The sequence below is a fragment of the Heyndrickxia sporothermodurans genome (genome assembly GCF_003055045.1).
GTDB lineage: Bacteria > Bacillota > Bacilli > Bacillales > Bacillaceae_C > Heyndrickxia > Heyndrickxia sporothermodurans.
The window spans coordinates 48047-62074 of sequence record NZ_NAZB01000028.1 but is presented as its reverse complement, the minus strand read 5'-3'; the positions used below and the strand labels follow the sequence as shown (position 1 = coordinate 62074).

At 37.8% G+C, this 14028-nt stretch carries 12 protein-coding genes; 8 read left to right on the top strand and 4 right to left on the bottom strand.

Going from position 1 to position 14028, the window contains the following annotated elements:
• Nucleotides 1-266: 266 nt before the first annotated feature.
• Nucleotides 267-737 carry a divergent PAP2 family protein gene (locus tag B5V89_RS12995; protein ID WP_108072371.1) on the bottom strand — a complete coding sequence of 157 codons (471 nt, stop codon included), beginning with the start codon at nucleotides 735-737 and terminating at the stop codon, nucleotides 267-269.
• Nucleotides 738-1015: 278 nt separating this feature from the next.
• Here B5V89_RS12995 and brnQ point away from each other — a divergent pair, with 278 nt between their 5' ends.
• Complete coding sequence (brnQ, locus tag B5V89_RS12990; RefSeq protein WP_108072369.1) at nucleotides 1016-2371, top strand: branched-chain amino acid transport system II carrier protein; 1356 nt, start codon at nucleotides 1016-1018, stop codon at nucleotides 2369-2371.
• Between the two features lie 114 nt (nucleotides 2372-2485).
• Here the strand turns inward: brnQ and B5V89_RS12985 are convergent, their stop codons facing one another.
• Nucleotides 2486-3142 carry a GntR family transcriptional regulator gene (locus B5V89_RS12985; RefSeq protein ID WP_108072367.1) on the bottom strand — a complete coding sequence of 219 codons (657 nt, stop codon included), beginning with the start codon at nucleotides 3140-3142 and terminating at the stop codon, nucleotides 2486-2488.
• 567 nt (nucleotides 3143-3709) lie between these two features.
• Here B5V89_RS12985 and B5V89_RS12980 point away from each other — a divergent pair.
• From B5V89_RS12980 to B5V89_RS12960, 5 genes are all read left to right on the top strand, one after another.
• The gene (locus tag B5V89_RS12980; RefSeq protein ID WP_108072365.1) at nucleotides 3710-5161 is read left to right on the top strand and encodes an NAD-dependent succinate-semialdehyde dehydrogenase; all 1452 of its coding nucleotides are present in this window, start codon (nucleotides 3710-3712) and stop codon (nucleotides 5159-5161) included.
• A 117-nt stretch (nucleotides 5162-5278) separates the two neighbouring features.
• Nucleotides 5279-6139 carry an AraC family transcriptional regulator gene (locus B5V89_RS12975; protein ID WP_066228017.1) on the top strand — a complete coding sequence of 287 codons (861 nt, stop codon included), beginning with the start codon at nucleotides 5279-5281 and terminating at the stop codon, nucleotides 6137-6139.
• Nucleotides 6140-6251: 112 nt separating this feature from the next.
• A complete protein-coding gene (locus B5V89_RS12970; RefSeq protein ID WP_066228020.1) occupies nucleotides 6252-6734 on the top strand; it encodes a MarR family winged helix-turn-helix transcriptional regulator in 483 nt (160 codons plus the stop codon).
• 4 nt (nucleotides 6735-6738) lie between these two features.
• Nucleotides 6739-8463 (top strand): ABC transporter ATP-binding protein, encoded by a 1725-nt coding sequence (locus B5V89_RS12965; RefSeq protein WP_108072361.1) that lies wholly within the window; start codon nucleotides 6739-6741, stop codon nucleotides 8461-8463.
• Complete coding sequence (locus B5V89_RS12960; RefSeq protein WP_108072359.1) at nucleotides 8460-10316, top strand: ABC transporter ATP-binding protein; 1857 nt, start codon at nucleotides 8460-8462, stop codon at nucleotides 10314-10316. Before B5V89_RS12965 ends, B5V89_RS12960 begins: the two co-directional genes overlap by 4 nt.
• A gap of 84 nt (nucleotides 10317-10400) precedes the next feature.
• Here B5V89_RS12960 and B5V89_RS12955 read toward each other — a convergent pair whose 3' ends face one another.
• Entirely contained in the window at nucleotides 10401-10934 is a 534-nt protein-coding gene (locus B5V89_RS12955) for a flavodoxin family protein (RefSeq protein ID WP_108072358.1), read from the bottom strand.
• Nucleotides 10935-11071: 137 nt separating this feature from the next.
• On the opposite strand from B5V89_RS12955, the gene B5V89_RS12950 reads away from it, so the two are divergent.
• On the top strand, nucleotides 11072-11548 hold the full coding sequence (locus B5V89_RS12950; protein WP_108072357.1) for an SRPBCC family protein: 477 nt from the start codon (nucleotides 11072-11074) through the stop codon (nucleotides 11546-11548).
• 399 nt (nucleotides 11549-11947) lie between these two features.
• Here the strand turns inward: B5V89_RS12950 and pcp are convergent, their stop codons facing one another.
• A complete protein-coding gene (gene pcp / locus B5V89_RS12945; RefSeq protein WP_066228037.1) occupies nucleotides 11948-12595 on the bottom strand; it encodes a pyroglutamyl-peptidase I in 648 nt (215 codons plus the stop codon).
• A 133-nt stretch (nucleotides 12596-12728) separates the two neighbouring features.
• Between pcp and B5V89_RS12940 the strand changes: the two genes are divergently transcribed.
• On the top strand, nucleotides 12729-13544 hold the full coding sequence (locus tag B5V89_RS12940; protein WP_066228038.1) for a hypothetical protein: 816 nt from the start codon (nucleotides 12729-12731) through the stop codon (nucleotides 13542-13544).
• Nucleotides 13545-14028 lie beyond the last annotated feature (484 nt).

Sequence of the window (14028 nt, the reverse complement as noted above, 5' to 3'; positions counted from 1 at the left end):
CCGGTCCGATAGAAGTACGACCAGCACAGCAATGGTACCGCTTCTCCTTTAACCGGTTCCATAGCAGTACGCCCGGCACAGCAATGGTACCGCTTTTCCCTATCCCGGTCCGATAGAAGTACGCCCGGCACAGCAATAGTACCGCTTCTCCCTTTCCCGGCACCATTCCAGCATTGCTCTATCGGACCACTTGCAATGTCCATAAACAAAAACAATTACTCCATTATTCGTACAAATAACGGAACTAGGGTCCAAACTCGCAACCATTAGAATGGATAAATATAAAATGTTAACAAACCTACTAAGATACCTGTAATGATTCCAAAGAAAACCTCTACCGGTTTATGTCCTAACAATTCTTTAAATTTCTTTTGGTACTGATCCATCTTTACATTATGATCTTTAATGATTTCAATTAATTGATTGAAATCAGCTAATAATTTATTTAACACTTCAGCATGGAACCCGGCTTCTCTTCGAACACCAATTGCATCATGAATAACGATGGCAGAAACAACGACGCAGATTGCAAACTCATTAGAATAAAAACCGGAAGTTAATCCGATGGCTGTTGTTAAGGAAATAACTGTAGCTGTATGTGAGCTGGGCATTCCACCTGTACTTAAAAATAAACTCCATTTCAATTCCCGTGAGGCTAAAAAGTGAATGGGAATTTTGACAAATTGGGCAATTAACATACCTAAAAGAGCGGCTAAAATGGGATATGACAGAAACATTTTGTCCTCCTATTCATTGGATAGGTAATAAAATCACATTATTTTCTTTTATAACATACTCTTATAGTTCCACAAAAAGTCGTATATTAAGCTACTTTTTTGATAATTAAGATTAGATTAGGATAGTGGATCAGCCTCATTGTCCTAACTCCAGTTCGAATTATCAAAAAAATCTGATTGGTATATTGCATTTTGCATACAAAGATAGTATGATAGATTCCATTAATATATTGCATATAGCATTTTTAGCAAAATACTCATCTTAGGGGGAACATATTATGAATGGCAAACTATCATTTTCATCTTACTTTGTAGTAGGGGTAATGCTATTTGCGTTGTTTTTCGGAGCGGGCAATTTAATTTTCCCAGCACAGCTTGGTCAAAATGCTGGAACAAATATTATACCTGCAGTTGTAGGCTTTTTGATTACTGGCGTCGGTTTACCTTTTCTAGGTATCTTAGTGATGGGGTTTTCAGGAAGTCGGAATTTACAAGAACTATCTAGTAGAATTCATCCAATCTATGGAGTGATTTTTACTTCTCTATTATATTTAACGATTGGGCCATTCTTTGCGGCACCGCGTACAGGTGCAGTAGCATATGACATCGGGATCGCCCCATTTGTCGGAAAGGGATTTGAACAAACAGGGTTATTTATTTTCACCTTATTATTTTTTGTGATTACTCTATGGTTTTCTTTGAATCCAGCAAAGATAGTGGATCGCGTAGGAAAAATCTTATCTCCTGGTATTATTATTCTTTTATTTATTTTATTAGTAACGGTGATTGTCAAACCAATGGGATCCATTGAAGCTCCACAAGGTGCATATACAGGTAATGCCTTTATGAAAGGATTTACGGAAGGATATAATACGATGGATGCATTAGCTTCACTTGTATTTGGTATTATTGTCATTAATGCCATCCGTTCAATGGGTGTGAATTCTACTCGTGGAATCCTTGGTGCAACGGCAAAATCAGGCTTTGTTGCGATTGCATTTCTCGGTATCATTTATGTGGGAATTACCTACTTAGGGGCAACAAGCACGGGCAGATTTGGTCTCTTTGATACTGGCGGTCCTGTTTTAGGAAGTGCTGCATCTTATTATTTCGGTATGACGGGAACAGTAATGCTGTCTGTTGTTATCCTGCTTGCCTGTTTAACGACAAGTATAGGCTTAATGACAGCTTGTGGGGAATACTTCCATACACTTTTACCAAAAATAAGCTACAAAATTTTCGTTACGTTTTTCACAGTGTTTACCTTTATCATTGCTAATTTTGGACTAGCAAATATTATTAATTATTCAATTCCTGTATTAATGTTTCTTTATCCGTTAGCCATTGTATTAATGCTATTAACTTTCTTGTCACCACTTTTCAATCACTCAAAAGTTGTTTATATTTCGGCGACGTTTGTTACATTTTTAATAAGTATTATTGATGGGATTAAAAAATTTTATGATCTCTTTAAAATAGATTACGCTGGATGGTTAGAAGGTATTATTTCTTTCTATAAGCATTATTTACCTTTATATAATGAAGGACTAGGATGGCTGCTTCCGGTTCTCATTGTAATCTTAGTCACGGGAATCATTGCACGCGTCCATCGATATTCAGAAGTGCATGCATAGGAAAAGCGAAAGCGCCTTGTTCAGCCCCGAAAGTTATTTGATCTCGAAGGACTAGGCGCTGTAGCTAGACAAATAGAAAAAGCCGGCCTCCTCGATTTGGGAAGCCGGCTTTGCTTATTTTATTGAATGGAATTCCTCAATCGCACGGAGCCAGTTTTGGCGCATGACTTGTGCGACTTCGGTTACGTTATGATCTTTCATTAAATTGATGATCGTTTGATGTTCATCAATAGATTTTTTAGTTAGAATAATGGAGTTATGAAAAAATAATCTTCTAACATGTGCCTGTAAATCAGCAACGATGTTGTGTATGTAAGGATTTTTTGCAGTGTCGACAATAATTTGATGAAATTCCTCATCTATTCTTAGTGCAGAAAAATAATTTTTTGAGTGAATGGCTTCTGCAAATCTTTCATTTGTACGTTCAAGCAATTTAATCACTTCATCATTTAAATGTGAAATGGCTAGTTCGGCCGATAATGCCTGCAATGAAGCTAACGGAGGAAGCAGATCTTTAATCGATTCTTTCTTCACCTCTGTTACTTGAGTTGCTTTACCGGGATACATTTTTACAAAACCTTGAACTTCCAGCAATTGCAAAGATTCCCGTATTGGTGTCCGACTTACACCCAATGCTTCTGCCAGCTCGGAGTCGTTTAGTTTTTCACCAGGTTTCAATGTACCTTCAATAATCCATTGCTGTATTTGGTTGAATGCATTTTCCTTAGCAGATTTGCGTATAGGCTTCGAATGATTAATTGGTATCGGCATGTCGACTCACCCTCAATAAAAGTTTTGTGTAATATCTATTATATAGTATACATGAAAAATAAAGGGAATGATATGCAATATATTACATTTCATTAGTTGTTAAATTGATATTAATTACTTCTTCGAAAAGTCAAAAGGTCGATAAAAGTACAGCCTGAAAATACTAAGTGTAGTCTTATTATCAAGTTAAATCATTCAAAAGTCACTTGAATCATACTGAAAATTTGGTAAAATTAAAATATAGTATATTTCTTCGGCCCTAGCCGTTTTACCGCGGAAGGAAGGGAAGAAACGGATCTTTGATTATTCATACTGACTGTTTAGATATCATAGCCATTCTTGTCGGAGTGGGGTTAATGAATCATAAAGCCGGTCTTTATCACAATAGTATGTGATAGGGCTGGCTTTTTTGAATTTATAAAGCTTTTCAAAGGAGAGGAGATTAACATTAATGGATGCGTATCTATAAAAATATCAATTAGATACAAATTTTCTTACAAACATTTAAGGAATGATTGGAAAAGAAGCATTAATTGCCGTTCAAAAAAGTTTACAGGAGGGAAAACAATGTTAATAGGACAAAAGGAAAAAGGGATATTTATAAATGGAGAATGGCGTGAAGCTTATTCCGGTACTTATCGAATGATTACAAACCCAGCAACATTAGAAAAGCTGACGGAAATATCGTATGGAGGAAAAGAGGATGCTCTAGAAGCCATTGAGGAAGCAAAAGCTGCTTTTCCTTCCTGGTCGAAACGAACGGCTAGAGAACGCTCAAGGTTTTTGTACAAAGCATATGAAAAGATGCTTGAAGAAAAAGAACAGCTTGCTCAAATTTTAACATCGGAACAGGGGAAGCCGCTCTCAGAAGCTCGAACGGAAATAGAATCAGCAGCGAGTTACTTATTGTGGTATGCCGAGGAAGCAAATCGCATATATGGTGAAATCATTCCGCCATCAAACTCAAAAAAACGGTCACTTGTCATTCCACAAGCAATCGGCGTCATTGCAGCAATCACACCATGGAATTTCCCTGCCTCAATGGTGACACGAAAACTTGGACCTTCTTTAGCAGCAGGTTGTACTGTTGTTTTGAAGCCCGCTTCCCAAACACCGTTAACGGCGATGGCTATCGTGAAAATTTTCGAAGAAGTAGGACTTCCAAAAGGTGTCTTGAATTTAGTAGCAGGTGACGCTAGAGCTATTGGAGACGCGTTGACGCAAAGTCCGGATGTCCGGTTAATTACTTTTACTGGATCAACAGAAGTGGGAAGAGACCTAATGAAAAATAGTGCCCAGCATATTAAAAAATTATCACTAGAGTTAGGTGGACACGCACCAATTCTAGTTCTAGAAGATGCAAATCTTGAAACAGCTGTCGATTTAACAATCGCAAGTAAATTTAGAAACTGTGGTCAAACATGCATTTGTGCGAACAGAGTTTATGTACATCAGAATATAGCAGAAGAATTTATCGAAAAACTATCGGCAAAAGTAAGGAACCTTAAAATCGGTAATGGAAATGAGGATTCAACAGTTATCGGTCCAATGATTGACCGAAATGCTGTGGAAAAAGTAACAGAACATGTCGAGGATGCTTTGAAACATGGTGCGTCGATTGTAGCTGGGGGGAAGGAATGGAATGGAGGATTAGGCGGTCATTTCTATGAACCTACTGTCCTTGTAGATGTAAATGATCAAATGAAGGTTATGAACGAAGAAACATTCGGACCCGTTTTGCCGATTGAAACATTTGACTTATTAGAGGAAGTTATTGAAAAAGCGAATCAGCTTCCATATGGTTTAGCTGCTTATGTTATGACGGAAAGTACGAACCGTCTATTTCAACTCACAGAAGCATTAGAATACGGAATAATTGGAGTAAATGATGTTTTTCCAGCAACAGCCGAGGCGCCATTTGGGGGAATAAAGGAATCAGGATTTGGAAAAGAAGGTGGAAAGGAAGGAATACTAGAGTTTGTTGAAATGAAGTATGTTTCGATAGGTATAACGAAATAAACATTTCAGGCTAAAGCAGGAAAAAAAGCTAGCGATAGAGAATCTGTCTTAACAAAGCATAAAATGACAGGATAGAAAGTCATTCCCCTTTTAGAATGTTAGTAAGGAGTGAGCGATATGGCATGGGTGGAATCATTACAAAAGGCGATTAACTACATGGAAGAGCATTTGCTTGAGGAGATAACAATTGATGATATAGCTAACCAAGCTAACGCTTCAACATTTCACTTTCAGCGAACATTTTCAGTGCTAACTGATGTCTCCGTAGGTGAATATCTTCGTCGGAGACGCTTAACACTAGCAGCTGAAGAATTAGCAAAAACAAATGCTAAAATTATTGAGCTCGCCTATAAGTATGGCTACGACACTCCCGAGGCTTTCGCCAAAGCTTTTCGTAAGCAACACGGGGTTACTCCAAGTGAAGCACGTAAAGGCATTGGAAAGCTGAAATCTTATAACCGCCTGATGATACAGGTGAATCTGAAAGGGGTAGAACCAATGAAGTACAGTATTGTTAAGAAAGATGCATTTCAAATCGTCGGGATTAAGCGAGAATTTTCATATGCAAACGGTGAAAATCTTGTCGGTATTCCGAAGTTTTGGGACGAAGTAAATGCAAATGGAACAGATGACGAGCTATTCAAGGTAAACAATGGTCCGGTTAATGGGGTGCTAGGTGTCTGCGTCGATAATGGTTCAACGCGACCACAACAAATGGAATATTGGATCGCTGCTGCCCATGATGGCGATGTTCCTGATAAATTTGAAAAACTGGAGATTCCTGCTTCTAAATGGGCTGTATTTGAGGTTCACGGTCCAATGCCTGATGCCATGCAAAAAGTGTGGAAACAGATCTTTTCGGAATGGTTCCCATCCAGTGGCTATCAACATGCCGGGACTCCGGAATTGGAAGTATATCCAAATGAAGACGCATTTAGTCCAGATTCCTATTCTGAAATTTGGATTCCGGTAAAATAAGATCTGCAAAAAATCCTTTCAAAACGAAAGGATTTTTTTCTTGACTATGGCTATTTATCAGAGTAAATTAATATTTATCATTGTGAATAGTTCATAATGGAACAATTCTAAATTGGACAAAAGGAGCGATAAAGATCAATTGAATCAGCTTTCATTAGAAATCCTTCGTGCATTTGATCGTGTACAACAAAATGCGAGGAAAATTTTTCAAAAAACAGCTTCCGATCATAACCTCTCAATCCCGCAATTGGTATTACTAACGAAATTGGCACCACAAATTGAAATGACACAAAAGGAGCTAGGTAAGGAAACTCAGCTCCCGAAAAGTACATTAAGTCAGGCCGTTGACGGTCTTGTTTTAGCAGGGTTGATTCATAGGCACCCTGTTGAAGACAATCGAAGGGAAATGCAATTGATATTGAGTGAGAAAGGCAAGGAATTTTTTGATACGATTTGGGTTCAAAAGGGAAGTATTCATCATGCTTTTGAATGTGCACTTCAAACATTTACTGAAAAGCAATCAGAAGATTTCCTTGCCGCACTTCTCCAAATAGCACTATTTTTAGAAAAAGAAATAACTGAACAAGGAGAATGATCGAATGGCTAAGCTATTGAAAAATTTATCATTTTATAAATGGATCGTTCTAGCAGTATTTGGACTTGTTTTCCTACAATCGATGTCAGATCTTTATTTACCGACATTAATGGCGGATATTATCGATAAAGGTGTGGTCGTAGGGGATACGCCATATATTTGGAAAATTGGCGGAATCATGTTGCTAGTTTCTGCTTTTGGTGCATTAGCATCTGTTGCTGCAAGCTATTTTTCATCAAAGGCCGCTATGGGGTTCGGAAGGGATATTCGCCGAAAAGTCTTTAGTCATGTGGAGAAGTTTTCACTTCAAGATTTTGATGAAGTAGGTACGGCATCATTAATTACGAGAACGACAAATGATATTACTCAAGTACAGCAAGTGGTCATTATGATGCTTCGTATGGTAGTTAGTGCGCCAATTATGTTTGTAGGTGGACTGATTATGGCACTGTCTAAGGATGCAAAATTATCATTAATTATCGTTGTCACCATTCCGTTATTGGTCGGTTCGATCTTATTAATTATGAATAAAGGGATTCCGCTGTTCAAAACAGTTCAGGCAAGATTGGATCGTTTGAATTTAGTATTGCGTGAAAATTTGACTGGAATTCGGGTTATTCGTGCCTTTAATCGTGAAAAACAAGAAAAGGTTCGGCTTCAAAAGGCGAATAAAGATTTAACGGACGTTTCCATTAAAGTAAATAAGGTAATGGCACTTTTAATGCCTGTTATGATGCTTGTGATGAATTTAACAGTTGTAGGCGTCATATGGTTTGGCGGGATTCGGATTGATAATGGTGCAATGCAAGTAGGGGATCTTATGGCTTTTATTCAATACGTGATGCAAATTATGTTTGCACTTGTGATGGCGTCGATGATGTTTGTGATGGTGCCTCGTGCTGCAGTCTCGGCAAAACGGATTAATGAAGTTCTAGAAATGGAACCAACGTTTTTGGATGAGGGAAAACAAACAGCCGATAAGAATCGTGGCACGCTTGAATTTGAACATGTATCATTCAGCTATCCTGGTGCAGAAGAACCTGCATTATCAGATATCCATTTTAAAGCCAATTCAGGTGAAGTGACGGCGATTATTGGTGGAACAGGAGCAGGGAAATCAACTTTAGTGAATTTGATTCCAAGGTTTTTTGATGTGACTAGCGGGACGATTCGGGTAAATGGTGTCGATGTTAGTGACGCTTCGCAAGATGAAGTCCGTTCAAAAATTGGTTTTGTACCTCAGAAAGCACTGCTTTTTTCAGGAACAATTGCGGAAAATATTCGTTTTGGAAAAGAGGACGCCACTCAAGAAGAAATTGTCCATGCTGCAAAAGTCGCTCAAGCTGATGATTTTATTGGTAAAATGGACGCCGGTTACGATTCGGTCATTTCACAAGGTGGGGCAAATATATCCGGTGGCCAAAAGCAACGTCTTTCGATAGCGAGGGCACTTGTAAGAAAGCCTGATATTTATATTTTTGATGATAGTTTTTCAGCACTTGATTATAAAACGGATGCAAAATTACGTGCTGCACTAAAAAATGAAACAGAAGAGGCAACGGTTATTCTCGTTGCACAACGGGTGAGTACCGTTATCGATGCGGATCGAATTATCGTCTTAGATAAAGGAAAAATTGCTGGGATAGGAACACATAAAGAATTACTAGAAACAAATGAAGTTTATCGTGAAATCGTTGAATCACAGCTTTCAGAGGAGGAGATTGCATGAGTAAGCATAAAAAATCGCATCCTCACGGCGGTGGACCAGGACACGGCGGCGGTCATATGATGATGGCTGGACAGAAGGCTAAAAATTTTAAAGGAACCTTCAAGCGTCTGCTTTCGTATTTAAAACCTCTTCGCAATCAATTAATCGTAGTGTTTGTTGCGGCAACCATGAGTACGATTTTTACTATTGCAGGTCCAAAAATTATGGGAAACGCCATTACAGAAGTATTTAAAGGGGCATATGCAAAATTTAAAGGCGTACCAGGTGCCGAAATAGACTTTGGTGCCATTGGCCAGCTTCTCCTCCTTTTAGCAGGTCTATATGTCATTAGTAGTTTATTTACGTACATTCAGCAATACATTATGTCAAGCGTAGCGCAGAAAACGGTATATCATTTGAGGGAAGATGTGAATGAAAAGCTAGAGAAGCTGCCGCTTAAATATTATGATAGTCGTCCAAACGGAGAGACATTAAGTCGGGTGACAAATGATATTGATTTAATAGGGAGTACATTACAGCAAAGTGTTACCCAGTTTATTACATCGATTGTTATGATTGTTGGTATCATTATTATGATGTTGACGATCAGTCCTCTCCTCACATTGATATCAATCGTTAGCTTGCCCGTGTCTATCTTTGTGATTAAACCAATTTTAAAAAGATCACAAAAACATTTTGCTGATCAACAACGAACACTAGGACAGTTAAACGGACATATTGAGGAAATGTATACAGGACATCAAGTGGTAAAAGCATTTGGACATGAGAAGAAAGCACTTGAACAGTTTGATGAAGTAAATGAAGAATTATACCAAGCAGGACGTAAAGCACAATTTATCTCAGGAATCATTATGCCGATGATGTTTTTCGTTGGAAATTTAAGCTATGTTTTAATCAGTGTTATTGGCGGAATTTTAGTGACAAAAAGAGCTATTTCGATAGGTGATATTCAAGCATTTATTACCTATACAAAGCAATTCACACAACCAATTACACAAACAGCGAACATCGCCAATATTATACAATCAACGGTTGCTGCCGCGGAACGTGTTTTTGAACTTCTTGATGAGGAAGAGGAAATTCAAGAAAAGAATACATCAACTTTAACTCATGCAAAAGGTGCTGTTACATTCGAGCATGTTGATTTCGGCTATGATAAGGATTTATTAATAGAAGATATGAATATTGATGTTCATCCTGGTCAAACAGTCGCCATTGTCGGGCCAACAGGTGCCGGGAAGACGACATTGATAAATTTATTAATGAGATTTTATGAACTAAATGGTGGTGCGATTAAAATTGATGGCATCGATACGAGGGAAATATCACGTGAAGATCTACGGACAACATTCGGAATGGTGCTTCAAGATACGTGGTTATTTAATGGAACGATAAAAGAAAATTTAGCGTATGGGAAAAATGGTGCGACGGATGAAGAAATCTTCCAAGCAGCTAAAGCAGCTCGGGCTGATCATTTTATCCGTACACTTCCAGATGGATATGATACCGTATTGAATGAAGAAGCATCGAATATCTCTCAAGGGCAAAAGCAGTTACTAACAATTGCTCGGGCGATTTTAGCCGACCCTCCGATTATGATTTTGGATGAAGCAACATCAAGTGTTGATACACGTACAGAATTATTGATTCAACAGGCAATGAATCGATTAATGGAAGGAAGAACAAGCTTCGTCATTGCTCACCGCCTTTCAACAATTAGAGATGCCGATTTAATTTTAGTAATGAACCAAGGAAAAGTAATTGAACAGGGCTCTCACCAAGAATTATTGGAAGTGGATGGGTTTTATGCAGATCTTTATAACAGTCAGTTTTCGAAACAGGTAGCTGGATGATTTAATATGTTATAGAAATCAAGAAATAAGAAAATACCCTTTGCTAAGGGTATCTTCTTATTTCAGAATTAAAACGATAATTATTTACCTTCTTAATAATTCGGTAGCAGCATATACAGCCTTTTTGTCATTCAAAATATCTCCCGGCTTATTTCCTTCTCCAAGAACATATCCCTCAAACGACATACCCATAAAATCAAAGATATGCTGAAATTGTTGAATCATTGGTAATCCCTTCATATAAGGCTCATCCCCACCAACAGCAATCACATATGCTTTTTTCTTAGACATTTGCGTTTTAAATTCAGGATAGTTTGTGTCTCTCATTGTTTGTGACCAACGATCGATAAAGTTTTTCATGATTCCTGACATACTGTACCAATAAATAGGGGTGGAAAAAATCCATGTATCATGTGGTAACAGACGGTTGATAATGGAGTTGTAATCGTCACTTACTTCTTGAAATCCTTCTTCTGAATGCCTTCCATCTTTGATTGGTTGAATGAGATATTCACCTAAGTATATTTTTTCTACTTCTAATCCGTTAATGGCTAGATCTGTTAATGTTTCTGCATTTCCATTCGGGCGGGTTCCCCCATAAATAACTGCTATTGTCATTGTAACTTCTCTCCTTTTATTTAAATTAGTCTAATCTTATAATAATCTTATTAATCGATAAAGAAAAAAGAGATGGTTGATATTAGGACTGGTTATTAATACAATGAAAGCAAATTACATTGTGAGAAGGTGGAATAATGTTAGCTTCAATACAAAAGGTCGAGGATCATTATTTTGCGAGATTTGAACGTCAATTACAGCATTCCGTTGAAGAGGTATGGGCGATGTTAACGGACAATGAAAAGCTTTCGAAATGGTTTTCAGAGTTACGAGTGAAAGATCTTCGTAAAGGTGGGATCATTTTGTTTGATATGCAGGATGGCACTTTTGAGGAGATGGAAATTACCGAACTTGAAATGTATTCTGTATTGGAATTTACTTGGGCGGAAGATAAAGTGCGTTTTGAACTGTATAAAGAGAATGATGGATGCTTATTAATTTTAAATGAAACGATAAATAAAATGACAAATCATACCCCAAAGGATCTGGCTGGATGGCATGTTTGTCTAGATGTTATAAGTGCCTTATTAGATGGTAGAACAATTGAATCAAGAAAAGAAGAATGGGAAAAGTGGTACGAAAAATATATCCAATTAACAGAAAGATATATGTAATTGAAAAAGATGATTAATAATGGACTGGTTTCTAGTGCCAGTCTGATAAGAAAAACTTTTCTTGCTTATGAGCTGTGAATTGAGCGAAGCGGATCAATCCGATGATAGAGCGCCCCTGCTATAATGGTTCTGGGAAAGAGGAAGGCGGTCTGATGTCGGCGCCAATCCTGCTGAAATGGTACTGGAAAAGGGAGAAGCGGTCCGATAGCAGCGCGAATCCCGCTGAATGGTACTAGAAAAGAAAGAGGCGGTCCGATGACAGAGCCGATTCCGCTGAAATGGAACCGGAAAAGGGGAAATCGGTCCGATAGCAACGCGAATCCCGCTGAAACGGTCCCTCAAAGGTAAGAACCGTGCTGCAAACACCTCCATAAGATCCGAAACTCCCTGTCCGTTTCTTTAATGTATAGTGCCCCCGACTTCTCGAATGTCCTTTCCCTCATTAGCAGAAGTGATAATTGCTATTTCAAGTCCGCGTACGATGACATCTAGACTTAAACTTGGCGCGTTATTATTGATTGTTTGCTCCGGAATGAATGGAATATGGATAAAGCCTCCACGAATATGTGGGGTATTTTTTTCAATATAATTCATGACACCATAAAATAGGTGATTACAAACAAAAGTTCCTGCAGAATTTGAAACAGCTGATGGTATGCCAGCCTTTTTCATATTATGAACGATTCTTTTAATCGGTAAGGTTGACCAGTAGGCAACAGGGCCATTTTCAACAATTGCTTCATCGATCGGCTGTTTTTGATGATTATCCGGGATGCGTGCATCATCAATATTAATTGCGACCCGTTCAGGTGTTATTTGTGTTCTACCGCCCGCTTGTCCTACACAAATGACTACATCAGGCTGGTGTAGTTCGATCGCTTTTATCACCACTTTGATTGATTCATGAAATACAGTGGGAACTTCTAATGTAACAACTTCAACTTCTTCTATGATTCTACCTTTAAATCGTTTAACTGCCTCCAATGCAGGGTTGATTTGATCTTGTCCGAATGGGTCAAAGCCCGTGATTAAAACTTTTTTTCTCATCAATTATCCCTCCTACAATAAGTATAAAATATAGGAGCGAATATGACTAAGTAGAAACATACAATAAAAAAGAGGTAAGTTTCAATGCCTACTCGTAAGGGAAACATGTGTAAAAGAGGAAAGGAAGGTAGCCATGAAGCTAAACATAATATTTGCACCGATTATTGCTGTTCTTTTGCTAAGTGCCTGTGCACCAAAGAGCGAGGATATAAAGGGTAATGATAAGGAGAAATCCCAAGCTCCGGCCCAAGACCAAACGAATCACAATAGTAATAACGAACATAAGGGCGAGTCTAACAATGAATCGAAAAACCCAAATCAGACTATGTCACAGGCTGAAGTAATGGAAGCGATAAAAAACCAGTTGAAAACAAATATTTCCATTGTACTTCCCAATAAACTTCCTATATCAGAAGGAAAGCATTTAACCGCAACAACTAAATCGGATGCTAACCACTATGAAGTTGTTTTTTATGAAAGCGTTCAACCGATACCAATAAATCATAATACGCTTGGAAAAGATCAAACAGCAAAAGCAATCATGCGTTTAAATGTGAAAAAATATAATAGCTTAAAAGAAGCTAATGAGCAAATTGGATATCAAGATTATAGTAAGCTAGGCGGTAATCCAATCGATCTTGGCCATGGTATAAAAGGATACCAAGATGCCGGGGCAGGTTCGCAGTGGACGAGTTGGAATGAAGGGCGCTGGGCACTTGTTTCCCGTGCAAAAACGACGGAAGGTGACAAAGGGAAAAACCTAGCTAAAAATGCGGTAAATTACTTAGAAACACATACATTACCAATTCCAAAACCACACGGCATGGTTCATATCGATGTTGATCAATCAGATAACAGAATTATGTGGCAGAAGGAAACCATCGTATATACGATAGATCAAGTAAAGGATCCAATGGTTGCTCTTGAAATTGCTACATCTTTTGAATAAGCACATTTCGCAAATTTTATTTTAAAGAAAAAGGGGTTTCTCCTAGGCACAGCAATTAGGAAAAATTCCTTTTTCTTATGTTTTTTGCTTCTATATCCTCTTTTTTGGACATACTGTTTTTCTAAGTACGTTCATTGAGGTGAAGTGGTTTGAAGAAATTAAATAAACTAGCTGATCTATGTTGGGAAGGGCTTACTTTACAGCATGTTACTCATAGGGAAATTATCATTCCATATATGTGGTTTACATTTACAGCAATATTGTTTGAATTTTTTTTAGCGATATTAATTTGTGTATCTAGTTTTTTCTTTATTATATATGATTTCTTGCCTAACTTTGAATATTTTATCGCGGCAGGAATCGTATTTTTCTTACTGATTTTACACATCACTATTTATATTACTCTTTTAAAGAAGAGAAAATTCACTTTTCCGAAAAAGAAACCTCTGATATATTAGAAAATAAAAACAATCATCAAGAGGGG